Raw genomic sequence first — 19,299 nt, 5'->3', positions numbered from 1 at the left:
GGGAGAAGGAAATGGCAATTCGGGCATGCAGGGTGTGCGGACGGGAGTTGTTCAGAGGACCCCTGCTCCGGTATGAAAACATGCCGAAGGCCGCGCAGAACTTCCCGGCGGCGGCGGATCTGGCCGACGAGACGGGGCTGGACCTGGAGGTCTGTCAGTGCATGGGGTGCGGGTTGGTGCAGCTGAGCGGCGAACCGGTCCCCTATTATCGGGAAGTGATACGGGCTGCCGCGGTCTCCGAGGCGATAAAAAAGGAGAAGGCACGGCAGTTTGCTGATTTCATCGGAAAGCATTCCCTTCGTGGAAAGAAAATGATCGAGATCGGCTGCGGACGGGGTGAGTTCCTTTCCCTGCTGTCGGCGCTGGAGGTTCAGGCCTATGGGCTGGAGTTCTCGGAAACGTCCGTCGCTGAGTGTCTCAAGGCCGGCCTGCATGTCGCCCGGGGCTATCCCGGCGGGTGTACGGGTTTGCTGGAAAACGGGCCCTTTGACGCGTTCCTGCTGTTGATGTTTTTAGAGCACATGCCCGACCCCAATGCGGCACTGAGGACCCTTTATGACAACCTTACGGATCAGGCCGTCGGCCTGGTTGAAGTGCCGAATTTCGACATGGTGCTGAAGAACGGACTATTCTCGGAATTTATCGGCGATCACCTTCTTTACTTTACGAGGGAGACTCTGCAGTCCACCCTGCAGCTAAACGGATTCGAATGGACAGGTTGTGAGGAACTTCGAAATGATTATGTCCTTTCCGCCGTTGTGAAAAAGCGTCCGCCATTGGACATCACCTATTTCCACAGGCATCAGGAGAAGATCACAGCCGAAGTGATGACCTATCTGAAACCATTCGCCGCAAAACGCGTAGCCGTCTGGGGAGCGGGACATCAGGCACTGGCCCTGATCGCACTGACCGGCATTGCGGGAAGCATCCGGTATGTAGTGGATTCCGCGCCGTTCAAACAGGGAAGGTATACTCCGGCCACTCACCTGCCCGTTGTTGCCCCTGAGGCCCTGTTTGAGGATCCTGTGGATGCCGTTCTTGTCATTGCCGGCAGTTATTCCGACGAGGTGGCATGGAAGATCCGCCAGGAATGTAACCTGAAGATGCCGGTGGCCGTGTTGCGTGGTGATGGATTGGAACGAGTTTGATCCCGGCATTCAAGCCTTGCAATCCGGTGTTCTCCGGGATCTGAATGAGGAACTTCATGAAATGACTGATCACAATGATATTCATCATCCGGCTGCAGTGGCCGCCGGTCTTTCAGGCGGCAATCCCGTAACCTATGACGCCGCGCGCCTGAACGGCAGACCTGTGGAGCCATGCGCCGATGCGTCCGCTGCCGATGAAGGGGTAAGAATCAGCGGAGTGTCCACGGAGGCCTCCTCCAAGTCCGCTGATGCCCGGAAGGCCCGTGGAACATCGTTCCTGATCGGCAGAAAGCCGGCAATCCGGGTACTGGCCGCCGGCAGCAAATACGCATCCGGCAGTGCGAGACGGGGCTACGACTATGTCTGGTGGAATCTCTTTGATGCACTCAACCGCTTTGAGAATATTGAAGCGCATTTTTACGACTGCGCCGCCGAGGCGCGGCGCAGCGGTATTGAAGCCATGTGCGGGCAACTGGGAAACATCGTCCTCAAGGAAAAACCGGACATCCTCTTCTATGGCGGTTCTTCAGACGGCTTTGCAGAGTTTGTGCGTTCCTGTTTAAAGCGGATTACAGGTTCAACCGATACGCAGACCGTTCTCTGGATGAACGATCAAGAGGAACGGCAGGGGGGCGGGTTGGCGCTTTCGGAGGCGTGTGCGGATCTGATCGTCACCCTGTCGCCCGACTCCGCACAACGGTATGCCGCCGCAGGTTTCGGAAGAAAAATCATGATGTCCCAATGGGGATTCAATCCCTTCACCTACGCATTGCCGTTTTCGCCGAGAAGCCGGGGGATCAGCTTTTGCGGGACCGCAAAAGGCGATCGCTCAGAAATTATCAGGAAAATGAGGCAACACGGCCTGGCTGTCGGTACCTTTGGACCAGACTGGCAGGAGGATCTGACCCTGCCTTTAGCGGATATGGTGCGAATCTTCCGCCAATCCAGAATCAACCTGAACCTGGACGATATCGGTGATTTCGCAGCCAGGCAGATAAAGAAACGGACCTTTGAAGTTCCGGGCTGCCGAGGTTTTCTCTTGACCATTCCCGCCGGACATCTGGATGCATACTATGAACCCGGCAGAGAGGTCGCCGTCGCATCCTCTTTGGAGGAATTGATTGACAAATGCCGTTATTATCTGGTGCACGACAAGGAGCGTGAAGAAATCGCCCGTCGCGGTTATGAACGCACCCTGGCCGAACATACCTGGTCTCATCGGCTGAAGGATATGTTCGAGTGTCTCGGATTTGCCGCCATTCCCGGAGAGTCGGCGCCGGCCGGCACCAGAAACCCATACCCCGGCGTGTCAGATTTCCCGGGGGGCGAAGAGGCGGCGTCTCCAGGATGTTCCGATCCAAGGGGATGCACGGAAGAGTCCGTCACCCCTGAGGAAAGGGAAATCGAGACCAGCATCATCGTCCTGGCATTCAATAAACTGGAGTACACGAGGCAGTGTGTGGAAAGCATTCTGCACTATACGAACGGTTCGTACGAACTGTTGCTTGTTGACAACGGTTCTGCTGATGGAACGTTCGAGTACTTTGAGCGGGTAAAGGACTTTCATCCCGACACCCGTGTTATCAGGCATTTTCAGAACAGGGTCGTGGAAGAAATCGGTATTCATGTGTTTTCGCTTGCCCGTGGGAAATATATCGCATGTGTGGCCAATGATGCCATCGTACACGAGGGCTGGCTCGAAAATTTTATTCGGCAGATGGAATCGGCGCCCGACATAGCCATGGTGGGGCCCCGTTCGAACAATGTAAGTGGTCCCCAGATGATGCCGACGGAGTACGACACGGTGGAGGCCTTTCATGCATTTGCCGACGAGTGGTGCAGACGGCACAAGGGGTCCAACTTCGTCATTCATCGAGTGGTTGGTGTCGCGAATATATTGAAAAAATCTGTTCTTGAGCGAATCGGCGGGTTTGATCCCGATCTCCCCACCAACGGCAGGGAGGGCGGCTACGGATTCAGCGATGATGATTTTTCCCTGCGGCTCACATTGGCAGGATACAGGATGCTCGTGGCCAATGATGTTTTTATCCATCATTTTGGCAGCGTAACGACAAGGCAGGATCGTCCGGATCTCTTCGGCGCCCCTCAGAATGTCAACAAGGAAAAATATCGCCGGAAGCTTCAGCAAAACGACCGGGTTTCCGTCGGGGCCGATGGGGTCATCAAGGTGAGACCCTACAGGCTGGATGAGGAGATCCCCGTTGATGAACGGACAGCCATTCGAACGCCCCGGGTCTGTTTCGTTGAAAAGGGGAGGGGGGGGGGAAAATCACGTGCCGAATATGGTTATGCCGCTTTAGCCAGAAAATATAACGGAGACATCATCCCGGGCCGCGGCGAAACGATCTCGGCGCTGATCCTGAAAGCCCTTGAAAAAAATGAATTCGATTTTTTGGTGCTGATCGATTCCCGCCTTGCCCCGTCTCCGGAAATTCTTTCCGCATTGACGGAATACGCCCTGTGCTATCCCGATGTCGCCGTGATGGTTCCCACAGGAAACTATGGGGCCCTTACTCATGCGCACAAACCGGATTCGGCTCCGGAAGTTGAGAGGATCCCTTATGCGGATCTATCCTTATGTGTCATCAACCTCAACGTTGTCCGTCCCCTGCGCATGGCACTTGCCCGATGTGAAAATGAAGAGGAATGGCCCTGGTTTTTCCAGAGGCGAATCCGGGGGGAAAGCTATTTCATCGCAAAAGCGAATAGCCTCGAAGTCAATGGCGATTGGACACGGTATGCCCATCCTTATGATGCCCTGCGGCTTCCGGAGCAACTCCTCGATGAGAAAAAATACGCGGAGGCCGGCGCCATTTACCGGGATGATCTTAGCAGAGACCCGGATTTTGCCGAAGCCTGTTATCAGCTTGCTTCGATTGCGGTAAAACAGAGGCGGTTGGAGGAGGCGATCGACCATGCCCGGCGGGCTTTGCAGGCGGATCCTCACCACATTCCTTCCCTGGTGCTTCTTTCCGGGATTTTTCTTGAACAGGGCGATTTTCAGAATGCAGCGGACACGGTGAGTCAGGCAAACTTCAAGCAGCCTGGCAACCCGGAAGTGAAGAAAATCGTATCCAGGTATGAAGAACAATTTAAAAGGCATCCCGAAGCGTTTCAGGAGAATCCGGACGGAGCGGCGACGTTCCCGACGCGGCGCGAAACCGTCAAAGGAAGCGTATCCATCGTCATCGTCACCCGGAATCGGCTGGATTTTACCAAAAAGTGCGTCAACAGCATCCGCAGGCACACGCGCCGGCCCTACGAGATCGTTTTTGTAGACAACGATTCCAAGGACAGCACGATGAAGTGGCTGAAACGTCAGGTCAAGGAAAATAAAGATTGTCGTCTCATTGAGAACAGGGGAAACGTCGGACTGATAAAAGGACGCAATCAGGGCATCAATGCCGCCCAAGGCGAATACATTGTGCTTCTGGATCAGGATGCCCTTGTCAGCCGGGGATGGCTGGATTCCATGCTGCAATGCCTCAACAGATGCTCCGCTGCCGGCATCGTCGGACCCATGACCAATCGCGGCGGCGGTATCCAGCAGGTCCTGGACGATTCTTATCGATCTGTCGATTTTCTGGATAAATACGCGGCAAAATTCATGGAGCGATACCGGCACCGACGGATTCCCTGCAGGTGCGTAGCCGGATTCTGTCTGCTGTTTAAGCGCTCGGTGGTCGAAAAGATCGGCCTTTTTGATGAAACTTTTGAGAGTGGGCATTTTGAAGACGAAGACTATTGCTTGAGAGCCGCTCTGGCCGATTATCGGAATTACATTGCCGGCGATGTTTTTGTCCACCGTCTTGAAGGCGGAAAATCCCATGGTGACAGACAGATTCTTAACAAAAAGTGGGAACTGGGTCCGGCCAGCCCCGAAGGAAAGAAGCTGGCGGTATTGAAGGCCACTGAGCTGGCTGGTGATCTGTACCAGAAGGGGAAGATGGGACAAGCCGTCGATACGCTCATCAACTGCATCAAGCTCATTCCCGATTCCAAGGAGGTTTATTTTGAACTGGTCAGGCTCTTTATGGAATCCGGACAGTTTTCCGAGGCATGGGACGTTGTCGGGACCATGCCCGAGGCCGTGAAAAATGACCTGAAGGGCCTTCAGTACGCGGGTTACACCCAGGAAGGCTTAGGGCTGGATGGCGAAGCGGCGGGATATGCGGAGAGAATCCTGCTGCAAAATGGCAGTTGCCCGGAGGCGCTGAATCTTAAAGGTGTTCTGGCCTATAAGAGCGGAGCAAAAGAAGAGGCCGTCGATTATTTTCGGGAGGCCGTTGAGGTGGATCCCGGTTATGGGGAGGCCTCTACAAACCTGGGCGTTCTTCTCTGGGGGATCGACGAGAAGGAGGAGGGCCTTGCCTGTCTGCGCAGGGGGTTCATGTTATCTCCAACGGTACCCGATTCGAGCTCCCTTTATTATTCCGCCATCTCTTCCCTGGGGCTGTTCCGCAATGCGGAGGCTGAATTCCGGGAAGCCGTTTCTCTGTATCCACAGAATAAAAACCTCGCTTTCTTATATATTGACATTCTTCTCCAACTGGGAAAGCTCAAGGAGGCCCTGCTGAAAATCGAAGACGCCCTCGCCTTGTTCGGCATTGACGAGGGCGTTTTGAACGCGGCCATGGCTGTGCGGGATAAGATCGGCCCATCGAAAATCGAGAACCCGTCAAAGAAAAGCACGCTGTCGCTTTGCATGATTGTGAAAAACGAAGAAAAGCACCTGGCCGCATGTTTGAGGAGCGTCCGGGATATCGTGGATGAAATGATTGTTGTGGATACCGGTTCAACGGACAGGACCATGGAGATCGCGAGGGTTTTCGGGGCAAAGGTATTTGAGGTTCCCTGGACGGGAGATTTTTCGGCGGCCCGCAATGCTTCGCTTGCCCAGGCGACCGGCGATTGGATTTTTGTGCTCGATGCCGATGAGGTCCTTTCTCCACGCGATTTTAAAGAACTGCGTACATTAATTGAAACGCCTTCCTCTTCCCCGGCAGCTTATCTGATTACCACCAGGAATTATGTGGAAAAATTTGGAATCATCGGTTGGACGGCGAATGACGGACAATATCCCGAGGAAATGGGAGCGGGATGGATCCCAAGCGCAAAGGTGCGGCTTTTCAAAAGAAGAAGCAATATCCGGTTCTCCAACCCCGTCCATGAACTGGTGGAGTATTCACTGCATCAAGCAAAGATCCCCATCCTCAGATCCAGTATCGTCGTCCATCACTACGGAAAACTGGACACGGAACGGGAGGGGATGAAAAGCAGAGAGTACTATCTGCTGGGCAGGATGAAGTATGAACGTGATCCGAAGAATATGAAATATGTCTACGAGTTGGCAAAGCAAGCCCAACTGCTGAAGAAATATGATGAAGCCGCCCGTCTTTGGCTGGAACTCCTGGATCTCTTGAGGGAAAACCCGGAGTCCGCGGGGTATAAAACCATTGCCGCCATATCCTGTGGAGATCCGTTGCCGGAGATATACATTCAGCTTGCCTCAGCTTACATCATGCTTGATCGTTGCGACGAGGCGCTGGAGCTTGCACGCAAAGCCATGAAAGAGTCCAGGATCAAGCTGCCAGCCTATGTAAATGTTTACGCCTATTGTGAAATGATCGCCGGCTCGCTGAACGCCGCTTCATCAGCGCTGGAAGAGCTGCTCCGGGACATGCCTGACTATCCCCCCGCGTTGTCTCTGATGGCGGTTATTCACTGCCTGGAAGACAAAGAGGAACAGGCCCGGGAATTGTCCCGGCAGTTAAGGCTGAAAGGGATTCCGCTATCAGCCACCTTGAAACATATCAGTGAAAAACTTTCCTCTTACGGGAAAAAGGATGAGGCGGAGCTCATCCTGAAATGGATGGCTGGAGCCTCGGGTTCGTACTGTAAAAATTCTCATGGCCTTGAGGCCGCTCAAATAAACGGGTCATGAAAAGAGGTGCCGTCATTCCACCGGGTTGCCGCGAAGTCCCGCAGCGATGTTCAGGTTGATCCTGATGAGCATGTCCAGCTTTTCCGGTGACGGGAACGCCATGACTTCAAACGTCCGCTTGTCGACAACAAGGCTCAGAGTCAGCAGGTCCTTCTTCAACTGTGTCGGCAGGGGGTTGTCCTCCTTTGCAAGTTCACCCTGAAGAATCGTCCAGATCCGCTGGTTGATCTGAAGCGCGTTCAATCGTTTCCCGTCCCTGTCCTCGGAATCCCAGTCGACCTGGCATTTTCTGAGCTTCAATGCCGCATTTGTGAGCGCCAGAGCTTCAATCTCACGTCCGGACAGAGTTTCCTTCTGAGCCACCCTGTATGCTTCAATTTGCGCTGCGTACACGATTCAAGACCTCCTGTTCATAATCCATTAGTTTTCTCGCAGCCTTGAGGGCCTGGTAGTATTCATTTTTAAGCAGGTGTTCACTGATGACGCCGACATGTTCGGCCGTGCTCGGTACGGCCTTGACGAGTTCCCTGACCAGGTCCCAGAAGGTTTTGTGGTATGCCGCCAGGTTCTTCCCACCATCGATGTACATCATCTGAATGGCCAGATAAATCTGGCTGCAATAACTCTTGGCATCATCAATCCGCAGAATGTCCTTTTCCCGCAGAATCATGACCCGGTTTTCAATAACAAATTCGGAGTGGCTCTTCCCGTTTGTGATGACCGCGCCGTTGAGGATCATTTTCTCTTGTGGTTTAAGACGTATTTTAAGCGCCATGGGAAGTCTATACCTCTATATCCAGGATTGAACCGGGTTGCTTGCCTTTCAGAGATGGCTGTCCCCTCCCGGTTGATTGATCATGGAAAGCAAAAATCTCACCATTGGCTCCAGATAGCTCCGAAGCGGTTGTCTTCTCCCTCGAGATATTGTCGGGGGCCGTCGACGAGGTGCTCTTCCCCTGCGAGGGTTCCTGGACGGCCTCTTCCATTCCTCCCGCTTTCTTGATGAGATCAAGGCGCTGGTACGTGGCTATCGGGAAAAAAGGGGGATAATGAACAACGGTTGGATCCGATTCCAGGTCCTCTTTTCTGAGGCTGTTGTCAAGAGGACTTGCCTCTTGGGGCCGCCGTCCGAAGGCAGCCGGCTCATTCGGAAACCTTTTGCCGACACGCGGTGCATCCCTGGAGGGGGCTCCCCGTGAGAAACCGGGGTTCTCTTCGCCGACAGGGTTCACTACGTTCTGCAGGCCCTGTAATTTATGAACGCTATGGATATTCATCGTGCTACCCACGAATGGCGGAGTCGGCCGGAGCGGAATTCTTCCTCCCCGGCCAATCCGCGCCTGTTAGTCGTTCTTTGTTAGAAAAGTTTCAGAACAGACTGGGCCGCCTGCGCCGAGAGGCTCAGGGCCGTGGTGGCCAGGGACTGACGGGTCTGAAGCATCAGCATGTTGGCGCCCTCCTCGTTGGTGTCGGCCAGGGTCAGCTTGTCCGCACCTTCGGTCAGTGTGTTCACCATGTTGGTCGAGAAATCCTCGCGGGTGGTGATGATGCTCAGATTACTGGACAGTTTGGATGAGTTCATGGCCAGCGTCGACAGGGCATCGTCCAGTTCGTCAAGGGAATCTTCCATCGCGGAGGTGCCGTGCGTTCTCCATTCCGCGGTGCCGGCCACTTCGGTCATGCCGAGACCCGTGGCGCTTGCATTGAAGCCCTCCACCATCAGGCTGTTGCCTTCGAACTTCACGGCGAGTTCATCCTCGGACAGAAGGTTTTTGCCCTTGTACCCGGAATCTTCCGCCAGCTCTGTGATCTGGGTGCGCAGTTCGTTGTACTGATCCTGGAGATTGGTAAGTTCCGTCGTTTCTTTGTCGACTTTTGTTTCTGCGCCGAAATTCGCGCTTGCGGTAACATCCGTCGTTGCAAGGTCCGTCCAGGCCTTCCGAATGACGACGTTATTGTTATCGTTTTCATCGATGCTGGCCGTCCATCCGTTGGCGGACAGCGTGGAACTGGCGTTGATGGCTGCCACCAGAGATTCGGCCGTCTCCGCGTTGTTTTCGTCCGCAGTCCCGGCCGTTGCCTTTTCAAAATCCTCACCAACCGTCAGCGTCACGCCGTCAATCACGACGGTATCGGTCGTCGCTTCCAGTGAGGCGGCCGTTACGGTGAAGGATACGCCGTCCGTTCCTGCGGCGTTATCCGCGCTCAGGGCCTGCTGGGCAACGGCTTTGGCCTGTTCAATCATGGAAGTGATGGCCGAGATTCCCTTGTCGGCGGCGGTGACCGTCTGGATGGCCTGCCCCATGGAATCCTTCAGACTTTCGATCTTGGAGGCGCGGGAGTTCAGGGACTGTGCCGCGAAGAAGGATACGGGGCTGTCAATGGCGGTGTTCACCTTCTTGCCTGTGGCCAGGCGGTTCTGCGTACGGTCTAAAAGTTCGCTGGTGTTCTGGAGACTTAAAAGGTTGGATCTCATTCCGGATGTTAATGAAATATCACTCAGTGCCATGGTCATTCTCCTTTTCTAGGTTTTTTGCCGGCATTTCTTGCCGAAATGTTATGCGCCGATTCGATCGGTTTTTTGCGGGATACCTTCGAGCAGCCCTTCCTGGCGATCCTCCTTTCCGGCTGCCTCTTTTCTGCCTTTGTTTTTCTTATCGGTCCCCTGGAAAAGAAACTTTAAGGCTATTTAAAAATTATCTTCGGCAGGGTCTGCTTGCAGATTGCGCCCGAAAACGTTATGAAGCGACAGAAAGATCCTGTCCGCCCATGGCTGTCCCAGCCGCATGGAGGCCGAAGTGGATCACTTTTTTTTTCAGGCGCCTTGCCTGAACGGATTGGGGAAAGGGGACTCTTGTGTCAAGAAATGGGAATCACATCTTATCTTCTGCCATGGTCGACAGCGACCTGACTTTCGCCGAGGCGGTCTCCGGCTCGTCGGCTCCGGGTTCCGTCCTGGATGACCTCCGGCTCGTTGAGGTGGCATATTACGGATTTGACGGCAGGCGGCACACAGGGCAGCTGGTTGTTTCCACCGCCGTTGAACAGGATGTGCGGGAAATCTTTGCCCTGATCCTGGAAATACGCTTTCCCCTGCATTCCGTCATCCCCATTGTCCGGTACGGCTGGTCGGATGAAGCATCCATGGAAGCCAACAATTCGTCGGCGTTCAATTACCGCTTCATCGCCGGGACGGACCGGCTTTCCCGCCACGCCCTCGGAATGGCCGTCGACCTCAATCCGCGCCAGAATCCCGTCATCTATGAAAATGGTCAAATCCTGCCGTCGGGTGCAATCTACTCGCCCGGGCAGCCGGGCGCCCTTGCGGAATCCTCCCCCATCGTGGAAGCGTTTCTGCAGCGGGGCTGGTTCTGGGGCGCGCATTTCCGGAACTTCCGCGATTATCACCACTTTGAGCGGCCTGAAAAATTCCCCTTATAAAATCCATTCCATCCGTAAGATCCCTTAAAGGCGTTTCAGGGATGCATTAAGGGTTTCCCTCCCGATAAATCAGGATCGGCCCGATTGTCTGATGCCTGATGATCCTGTATTTACTTCCCACGTTGTGCATGAACGCCTCGAAAAGGAGGAGCTGTCGGGGCAGGTGCAAAACGCCATAGACGGCCGATCCCATGCTCTGCTTGATAAAATTGTACCGACTCTTTTGAAATCTCGTCAGTCGGGAAGGGAGGGATGATCAACGGCGCAGGCGGGTTGTCCGAAAGTTCAGTACACCATGGCTTCCGGCCTGGAGCCGGCATGGGGAGAGTGAGTTTGAAGCAAGAATATTAAATTTCTGATTAGAGGGGGAACGGAACGATGAAGAAGTATCTTTGTGGTGCAAGGTCTTTGGCTGCTGCCTTGCTTGTTTTGTCCGTGCTGATCCTGGGGATTCAATCGCCGGCGCAGGCGGGTCTGACGTTAACACTTGACGATGGCACCAATCCTGTCATCACGGTGGCAGACACGGATAACGATGGCTATGTATACTACAGTGGGGCGATCGGCAATTGGATCATGAACCTTTCCGGTGGGTTCAGTGTCGGTAATCTCATGGACCTGGTCAGCGGGAATGTATCGTCAAGCGCCGGGGGAACCATGACGGTTACCTTGACGGATACGGATTTCAGCGATCTTTCCTCATTCCATGTTGGAGGAACGACGGGCGGTTCCGTGACATTCAATCTGTATAACGACTCCAACCTGGTTGCCTCCTATACCGGCGACACTCCTTCATTCAGCACGGATATCGCATCCCTGACGTCAACGGGTTCCATAACGGAGATTGAAGCGGTCATCATCCACGAAGGAAGCGCCATGTCAAGTTTTGACGCCAACGTCGTGCAAAACCCCGTTCCTGTTCCCGCCGCCTTCTGGCTCCTTGGGAGCGGCCTGATGGGGCTGATCGGGATTCGAAGACGGGGCGCCAGGGGGTGAACCCTGAAGGCGGCATGGGAAATTTCCCCGTTGAAAAAGAAAGATCGGCCGCCGCTTTCAGATCCTTGATCACGGTGTGATGTGTTGCTGAAAATCTGGATTGGAAGAAGAGACCCTCGCTGTCAAAGGCCCGGGTCTCTTTTTTTTTAAAGACAAACGTCATGGGGATTTTTGAACTCAGGGGACAATCGTCGTCCCGGCTCTTCCCTCAAGGGCTTTTCCCATGAGTTCGGGCAGGGTGATTATGACGCGTTTCCCCCCGGCTTCAAGAAACCGGATCGCCGCCATGATCTTCGGTCCCATGCTTCCCGGTGGGAAATGTCCTTCCGCATGGAAGGCCTTGATCTCTGCCAGGCTGACATGATCCAGACCGGCCTGCCGCGGCGTGCCGAAATCCCGGTAGACCCGGTCTACATCGGTGAGGATGACGATGCGTTCCGCCCCGATCTCCGTCGCCAGCACGCTGGTTGTCAGGTCCTTGTCGATGACGGCGTCGATGCCCCGCAGGGTTCCATCTGCGGTTTCCACAACGGGGACGCCCCCTCCGCCGGCAGCGATCACCACGACCCCCTCCAGGGCAAGCCGTTGGATGACGTTCTTTTCGACGATCCGTTTCGGCATCGGCGAGGGGACGACGCGCCGGTAGCCCCCTGTCTGCCTGATCATGACCCACCCGTTATTCCTTTGGAGGGCCTCGATCTCCTCTTTCCGGTAATAGGGGCCGATGGGTTTCGTCGGGCGGGAAAAGGCTGGATCGTCGGCGTCGACAACAACCTGGGTGATGATCGTCACGACGTCCTTGACTTCACGGATCATGATGAGTCGATTGTACAGTGTCTGCTGGATCATGAACCCGATCCCGCCTTCGGAATCGGCGTCGGAGTAGAAAAGGGGCATGGGGGGGATGGAATTTCGGGCGCACTCGCCGCGGAGAACGATATTTCCCACGATCGGGCCGTTCCCGTGGGTAATGACCACTTTGTGTCCCGAGGAAAGCATCCGGGCCACTTCGGCCATGCAGGAATCGGCATTGTGAAACTGCTCCTCAACCGTTCCCTCCTCTCCGCGCCTCAGGATTGCGTTACCGCCGAGAGAAACAATGCTGATGCTATTTTCCACGGCCTACAAAGACCTCGATGGCCTGCTTCAGCAGGTGGCCCTCCACCTCCTGGATCTCGTACGTGACCCGGACGGAGGGCTTGTCCAGGTCCAGCAGTCTGCGCAGATCCGCCGGCGTGGCGATCACAACGGCGTCGCAGGGGGTGGCTTCGATGGTTTCCTTCAGTTCCTGCCTTTGCTGCCCTGAGTAGCCCATGGCCGGCAGGAGATTTCCGAGATGGGGATATTCCCGGAAGACTTCCCGAAGGGAGCCCCGGGCGTAAGGCCTCGGGTCGGCGAACTCCACGACGCCGGCTTTGCCTGCGGCTAGGACCCCGGCTCCGTAAGGCATCCCGCCATGGGTCAGGGTGGGGCCGTCCTCAACGACCAGGACGCGCTTTCCCTGGATGTTTACGGCGTTCTCAAGAGAAATCGGGGAGGCTGTGAAAATGATTTTTGCCCGGGGGTTTACCTGGCGGATATTTGCCTCGACCCTCTTTACGGCGTCCGCTGCCGCGGTATCCACCTTGTTGATGACGGCGATTTCAGCCCTTCTCAGGTTTGCCTCCCCGGGATGAAAGGAAAGCTCGTGTCCTGCCCGATGGGGATCGAGGACGACGATTTCCAGATCCGGCCGCAGAAAAGGCAGATCGTTGTTCCCCCCGTCCCATATCAGGATGTCCGCCTCCGCCTCGGCCTGCCGAACAACCTCCGCGTAATCAACTCCGGAATAAACCGTCATGCCGGCGCTGATGAGCGGCTCAAATTCTTCGAGCTCCTCGATCGTGCAATCGCAGCGTTCCTCGTCCGCCAGGCTGCCGAATCGTTTAAGCCTTCCCTCCTTCAGGTCGAGGTAGGGCATGGGATGCCGCAGGACGATCGGCCTTTTTCCCATTCCCTTGAGGATGCCTGCGATGTACCGCGTGATCCCGCTTTTTCCGGCCCCGGTCCGGACGGAGCAGACGGAGATCACGGGCCGGGAGCAGGACAGCATCGTCCGGTCCGGCCCGAGGAGAAGAAAATCCGCCCCCAGGGCGAGGCAGAGCGAGGCCTTGTGCATGACGTATTCATGGGACACGTCGCTGTAGGAAAAGACCACCTGGCTGACGGAAAATTTTTGAATGAGCTCCGCCAGTTCCTCTTCCGGCCGGATGGGGATCCCTCCGGGATACAGGGGGCCGGCAAGCTCCGGGGGGTAGGTTCTGCCGCTGATCGCGGGAATCTGCGTGGCGGTGAAGGCCATGACTTCAAATCCGGCACAATCCCTATAGGCCATGTTGAAGTTGTGGAAGTCCCTCCCGGCTGCACCCATGATGATCACGCGCTGTCTGTCTCCGGTCACTGTACCCTCATCTCCTTCTGGTCGGCCTGCCGCCGCCTCGCTGCTCCTTCTCCTATTGTTCGCTCCACAACAGGAACTTCCGCTCTCCCTCATAGTTGCCGATCAGGATCAATTCGGCATCCCTCTGAAGCGGGATCTGGGGATCCGGATTGATCGTCATTTTCCCATTCATCTTGATGGCGACGACGGAGCAGGCTGTCTGCTCCCGTATTCCCGACTGGGCGAGGCTTTTTCCCACAAGGGACGAAGGCGTCCTGATGCGGAAAATATTCAGGCCCTCCGCCAGCATCAGGGTTTCCTCGTTGCCGAGAAAATGGAAGATGGCATTGGCCCCCAGTGAGGCGTAGGACATCACGAAGTCGGCTCCGGCTCGATGAAGGGAGGACACGTTGCGGTCCAGGTTCGCCCTGCTGAGGAGCTGCATATCCGGCCTCAGGCTTCTCATGTATTTGGTCAGGTAGATGTTTGTGGCGTCGTCGTGGGTTGTGATCAGGGCCGCCGGGGCCTCCTCGATCCAGGCCCTCTGAAGGGTCCGGATGTCCGCGGCATCTCCCACAACGTAGTTCTTTGCGTCCTCGTGAACCCGGCGGGGGTTTTTCTCGATAATGAGGTAGGGCATCTCCCGCTCCTTGAAGCGCTCCGCAATGGTGTGTCCGACACGGCCCCCTCCGACGATGAGGACCGGATTCACGGAAAGCTGGCAGATGTGGTAAAAGGAATAAATCTCGTTGTAGGATGCGAGGTTCTCCTCCGATCCGGCGAGAACCAGAACGCTGTTCGGATTGATCCGGCTTTTCGCATGAGGGATCTCGAAATTGCCCCGTTCCCAGATTCCCACCACCGTCACTCCAAAATTTTCTCTCAGGCAGCTTTCAGAGAGGGTTTTTCCCACCAGGGGGGTGCCCAGAGCGGGAAACTCGGCGATGATCAGCTCATCGAACCGGCTGATGATATTGGCCCGGCATTCTCCGCCGATGGTCCAGGCCGCCAGGGAATTTCCCAGCATGTCGTAAAGCTGCAGGACCCTCGAACTGCCGGCCATGACCAGGATGTCCTCGGAATAGGGGGAATCGGCGGTTGTGACGATCTGAACCTTCTCGCTCAGCTCTCGAACTGTGAAGGCGATGTTCGTGTTGATCTCGTCCCGGTTGGTCGCAACGATGAGGGCGGCGCGGTCTGCCCGCATCCTGCGATACGTCTCGGGATCATCGATGTTCCCCACGGCGACGCGAAAGCCTGCATCATAGAGCTGCAGCGCGCGGCCGAAATCCTCCTCGAGGAGGACATAGCTCTTCCGGTGATCCTTCAGCCTTTCAATGAGGGCCACCGTCACCGGATCGTAGCTGGTGATGATCACATGGTCTTTCGTATCCGGCGGCAACTGGCTGGGGGCCCGGTTCCTCGTCTCCGCTTCAATCCAGGGGGCATAAAAAAACTTGATGAAGACAAAGGGAAGCAGGGTGAGAAAGAGAAAAACCCCTGAAAGAAGCACGAGAATGGAAAAGGTCCGCCCCAGATCCGAATTGAAGGTGATGTCGCCGAATCCCAGGGTGGTCATTACGGTGAGCGTCCAGTAGAATCCTGTAATCCAGGAATGGTACCGCCCTTCATAGGCCATGAGGAAATGGAAGATGACGCTGTATAGAGTGACCAGGGCGACCAGCAGAAAAACGAACCGCAGGAGGAGCCGGATATTGCTTTTTGCGCTTTCGCCCTGAAAATAGGTTGTCAGTATGGCCGGGCTGAACTTCATGACGTAGTGTCTGTACTCCGTTTCATGGGCAGGAATCTCGGATGCCGCCACGGGCCGGAGGCACCCTGTTCAGATGCGTCGGTTTCGCTCTCCGGGCCCCCCATGGAAACACCCTTTATCATTAGGAATGACTATAGAAGAGGAACGGCACGCTGTCAAGGCGCAACGTCCGGGGGACATGGCTTGTCAGGAGGAATGGAAGAGAATGGCAAAAGACGCCGGGGGTGGGACCGGAAATGTCAAACGATGCGGGGTCCGGGGTGTGTTGTATCGAAAAAGACATGAACTTTCGTCTTGAAATATGCTAAAGATTTTCATGATGAAGATCAAATCCTTTGAATTCAACCTGCGCGAACTGGCCGGAGCGATGGGGGATTTTGGGACCCTCTTCCCCCTCGCCATCGGTTATATCTATGTTTGCGGTCTGAATCCCTCCGGCTTTCTGGTCATGATGGGGCTGGCCAACATCGTCACCGGTATTGTGTACCGCCTTCCCATGCCCATTGAACCCATGAAAGTGCTGGCCATTGTGGCCATTGCGCAGCACTGGACGCCTTCCATGGTGTACGCCTCGGGCTTCGGCATGGGGCTGGTCTGGATTCTTTTTGCGGCCACGGACCTGGTGGGCCGGCTGGAAAAATGGACGCCGCCCTCCGTTATTCGGGGCATCCAGGCGGCCCTCGGAGTGATGCTGGCTATTGAAGCGATCAAGCTGCTGTCAACCGGATGGATTCTTGCCCTGGTCTCACTCCTGATCGTTCTTGCCCTGAGGGAAAGCCGCCACGCTCCAGCTGCGGTGGTCCTGATGGCCCTTGGAATAGCCGTTATGTTTGCAAAGGGTCAGCTCCGGCACATTGCCGCTCCCGGGCTCACCCTGCCGACTTTGACGGCCTTCACACCCCGGGAGGTCTGGGATACGCTGCTGCTGGCGGGCTTTGCCCAGATCCCGTTGACCGTCACCAACGCCACGATCGCCACCGCCGCCCTCCTTTCAACCTATTGGCCGGATCGCCCGGTATCGGTCAGGATGCTTTCCTGGAGTCAGGGGATGATGAACACGATCGTGCCTGTTCTGGGGGGGATGCCGATGTGCCACGGTGCCGGCGGATTGGCCGGGCAGTACTACTTCGGCGCACGGACCGGTGGCGCCAACATCCTGGAAGGGATCATTGAAATATTCCTTGGCCTGTTTCTTTCGGTGTCCATCGCCGGGCTTTTCTCGGTCTTTCCAGGCGCCATCATCGGTGCCATGATGTTCATGGTCGGGATCGAGCTCATGAAGTTTGCAAAGGACGTCCGCGTTGGAAAGGATCTGATCCCCCTGGGCATTACCCTGGGGGTTTCCTTAGGTTCCAACATGGCTTGCGGTTTTCTGGCAGGTCTTGCAAGCCATTACCTGATGTCGACTGCCCAGAGAAAAAGAGCCGACCGGCGGTAACGTCGGCGTCGCTAAAAGCGTTCGCTCCGGCTCGCCATGGATCCGCCTGGCTTCGTCTCCCGGGTCTGTGAGTTCAAAACCTTCCCGCACCCTGCCCGGAGGTCCGGTGCGGACGTATTATTGCCGCATCAGAACTGGACTACAGCTCGATGACGATGTTCCCCATGGCGGTTATGTCATAGCCCGGCAAATCGCTGATGGCTTTGCGCAGGACCGGACCGTGGATCAGGTCGAACAGCGGCTTCAACAGAGGGCTTTCGTAGTGAATGCGCGGAATGACCAAGTCGTATCTCTCCTTCTCAAAGGGGATGAAATCAAGCTCAAGGGCGTGCGCCGCGGCGGCAATACCAAGTCCGCAGTCCGCTGCGCCCGATTGAACGGCAACGGCAACCGCCAGGTGCGTGTACTCCTCGCGCCGATAGCCTTTTACCTCTTCATGTTTCATCCCCAGCCTGTTGAGGTGGTAGTCGAGCAGAACCCTGGTGCCGGCTCCGCGCTGGCGGTTGACAAAACGCACATCGTCCCGCGCCAGATCAGCCAGCCCTCTGATTCCCTTTGGATTGCCCGGTGCGACGATGAGCCCCTGCTCTCGATGCATGAACGTCATCACCACGACGGGGGTACTGGGCAGATACTGCCTGACATAGGCAATATTGTATTCGCCCGTTGACGGATCCAGGAGGTGTGAACCGGCCAGATGCGAATCGCCCCTCCGCAGGGCCGTCAGTCCGCCGAGACTGCCGGCGTTGGCACTTGAAAAGAGCAGTCCGTCGTCGGCCAGGTATTGGGCCAGGATGTCCAAGCAGAGATCGTGACTGCCGATGTGGACGATGGTGCGGTCGATATCGGCCGGATCACGGTACAGCTCCACGGTAACCTCCTGCCCGGCCTCGACGCCTTCCGAAAATCTGGGGATGCGGACGATCCCGTCCGCGCGGACAAGGGAGGTGATGACGCCTGCTCCACGGGACAGGGGCGCAGCCACGGTTCGTTTTCCAACCCGTCCGACAGTCACCCGCACCCATTCATCTTCACCCATGGGCGAGAGAAGCTTGCGGCTGATGACCGCTTTGAGCCCGGGCTTTTTCCGCTGCGGCAACCCGAGCCAATGCGATATCAAGGGCTCCACGAATATTTCCCCGGTGAGAGCGCAGGAGACGGGATAGCCGGGCACGCCGATGATCGGCGTCCGGCGGTCCGTCACGGTGCCGAGTACGACGGGATGTCCGGGGCGTATCGCCACGCCGTGAACGAGGAGGGTCCCCAGTTCCTCGACAATACTCGCCGTGAAGTCTTCGCTGCCTGCCGATGATCCGGCATTGACGAGGATAAGGTCGTGAGTGGCCGCCGCTTCTCTCACCTTATCCCTGATGCGTTCGTAATCGTCGACGACGATCGGGTAACGCGTTGGCTCACCGCCCCACTGGCGCACCTGTGAAGCAAGTACGAGGGAGTTGTATTCGATGATGTCGCCGGATTTGAGGCCTGACTGCGCGGCCTGTTCAACAGTCACCAGTTCGGTTCCCGTCGGGATGACCGCCACGCGCGGCCGCCGCCGGACGCTGACCGTGGCGTGCCCGCAACCGGAAAGGGCCCCCAGATCCACCGGTTTCAGCAGATGATTGGCCGGAAGCACCAGTTCGGTGGCGACCATATCCTCGCCCATGGGCCTGACGGCAGTCCATGGTGCGACGCTGGCCAGGATCTCGATGAATTTTCCGGCTGCGCCTTCGTCAACGTTCTGTGTATGCTCGATTTGGATGACGGCGTCTGCCCAGGAAGGGATCGGGTCCCCGGTATCGACGTATTCCGCCTGCCTTTCGGGGCCGATCCTGAGCCGCTTCGGCGCCGTTTCCGTAGCGCCGAGGGTGTCCGCCGAACGGACGGCGTAGCCGTCCATGGCGCTGGCGTGATATCCCGGCGATGAAAGGGCGGCCCATACTGGCGCCGCTGTTACGCGCCCAAGGGCTTTCTCCAGCGGCAGCTCCTCGCCGGGAACCCTGGCCCATGCTCCGGAGCTTTCCATGGCCGTGATAAATCGGCGCCAGGCCTCATCCAATGGAATATCTTCGAGATAAAATTTTCTGCTCTTGCTCATTCCTTTCTCCAATTTCCCAT

General features: G+C 56.4%; 12 protein-coding genes. 5 read left to right on the top strand and 7 right to left on the bottom strand.

Annotation, left to right across the window (positions count from 1 at the left end):
- The first annotated feature begins 11 nt into the window (after positions 1–11).
- Positions 12–1,148 (top strand): methyltransferase domain-containing protein, encoded by a 1,137-nt coding sequence (locus tag AB3175_RS03455; RefSeq protein WP_367359550.1) that lies wholly within the window; start codon positions 12–14, stop codon positions 1,146–1,148.
- Positions 1,149–1,209: 61 nt separating this feature from the next.
- A complete protein-coding gene (locus AB3175_RS03450; RefSeq protein ID WP_367359549.1) occupies positions 1,210–7,113 on the top strand; it encodes a glycosyltransferase in 5,904 nt (1,967 codons plus the stop codon).
- 12 nt (positions 7,114–7,125) lie between these two features.
- Here AB3175_RS03450 and flaF read toward each other — a convergent pair whose 3' ends face one another.
- The 3 genes from flaF to AB3175_RS03435 all read right to left on the bottom strand — a co-directional run bounded on the left by flaF (position 7,126) and on the right by AB3175_RS03435 (position 9,622).
- Positions 7,126–7,506 (bottom strand): flagellar biosynthesis regulator FlaF, encoded by a 381-nt coding sequence (gene flaF, locus AB3175_RS03445; protein WP_367359548.1) that lies wholly within the window; start codon positions 7,504–7,506, stop codon positions 7,126–7,128.
- On the bottom strand, positions 7,487–7,888 hold the full coding sequence (locus AB3175_RS03440) for a flagellar biosynthesis repressor FlbT (protein WP_367359547.1): 402 nt from the start codon (positions 7,886–7,888) through the stop codon (positions 7,487–7,489). The genes flaF and AB3175_RS03440 overlap by 20 nt, the downstream gene beginning before the upstream one ends.
- Positions 7,889–8,470: 582 nt before the next feature.
- A complete protein-coding gene (locus AB3175_RS03435; protein ID WP_367359546.1) occupies positions 8,471–9,622 on the bottom strand; it encodes a hypothetical protein in 1,152 nt (383 codons plus the stop codon).
- A 347-nt stretch (positions 9,623–9,969) separates the two neighbouring features.
- Here AB3175_RS03435 and AB3175_RS03430 point away from each other — a divergent pair, with 347 nt between their 5' ends.
- Together AB3175_RS03430 and AB3175_RS03425 are read left to right on the top strand one after the other, a co-directional pair.
- The gene (locus AB3175_RS03430; protein WP_367359545.1) at positions 9,970–10,554 is read left to right on the top strand and encodes a M15 family metallopeptidase; all 585 of its coding nucleotides are present in this window, start codon (positions 9,970–9,972) and stop codon (positions 10,552–10,554) included.
- A 378-nt stretch (positions 10,555–10,932) separates the two neighbouring features.
- Complete coding sequence (locus AB3175_RS03425) at positions 10,933–11,550, top strand: hypothetical protein (RefSeq protein ID WP_367359544.1); 618 nt, start codon at positions 10,933–10,935, stop codon at positions 11,548–11,550.
- Positions 11,551–11,727: 177 nt separating this feature from the next.
- On the opposite strand, the gene arcC is transcribed toward AB3175_RS03425, so the two are convergent.
- Genes arcC through AB3175_RS03410 form a run of 3 tightly spaced genes read right to left on the bottom strand, consistent with a single transcriptional unit; the run spans position 11,728 to position 15,794 of the window.
- Positions 11,728–12,669 (bottom strand): carbamate kinase, encoded by a 942-nt coding sequence (gene arcC, locus AB3175_RS03420; protein ID WP_367359543.1) that lies wholly within the window; start codon positions 12,667–12,669, stop codon positions 11,728–11,730.
- Positions 12,659–13,990, bottom strand: a complete 1,332-nt coding sequence (locus AB3175_RS03415) for a cyclic 2,3-diphosphoglycerate synthase (RefSeq protein WP_367359542.1) — start codon at positions 13,988–13,990, stop codon at positions 12,659–12,661. The genes arcC and AB3175_RS03415 overlap by 11 nt, the downstream gene beginning before the upstream one ends.
- A gap of 52 nt (positions 13,991–14,042) precedes the next feature.
- Complete coding sequence (locus AB3175_RS03410) at positions 14,043–15,794, bottom strand: TrkA family potassium uptake protein (RefSeq protein WP_367359541.1); 1,752 nt, start codon at positions 15,792–15,794, stop codon at positions 14,043–14,045.
- 265 nt (positions 15,795–16,059) lie between these two features.
- Between AB3175_RS03410 and AB3175_RS03405 the strand changes: the two genes are divergently transcribed.
- Complete coding sequence (locus tag AB3175_RS03405) at positions 16,060–17,181, top strand: putative sulfate/molybdate transporter (protein WP_367359540.1); 1,122 nt, start codon at positions 16,060–16,062, stop codon at positions 17,179–17,181.
- Positions 17,182–17,320: 139 nt separating this feature from the next.
- On the opposite strand, the gene AB3175_RS03400 is transcribed toward AB3175_RS03405, so the two are convergent.
- On the bottom strand, positions 17,321–19,279 hold the full coding sequence (locus AB3175_RS03400; protein WP_367359539.1) for a molybdopterin biosynthesis protein: 1,959 nt from the start codon (positions 19,277–19,279) through the stop codon (positions 17,321–17,323).
- Positions 19,280–19,299: the final 20 nt, after the last annotated feature.

The sequence above is a fragment of the Syntrophus sp. (in: bacteria) genome, assembly GCF_040768185.1.
In the GTDB taxonomy this organism is placed as follows: Bacteria; Desulfobacterota; Syntrophia; order Syntrophales; family Syntrophaceae; genus Syntrophus; species Syntrophus buswellii.
The sequence above is the reverse complement of the archived record's forward strand: the minus strand, read 5'-3'. Positions and strand labels throughout refer to the sequence as shown.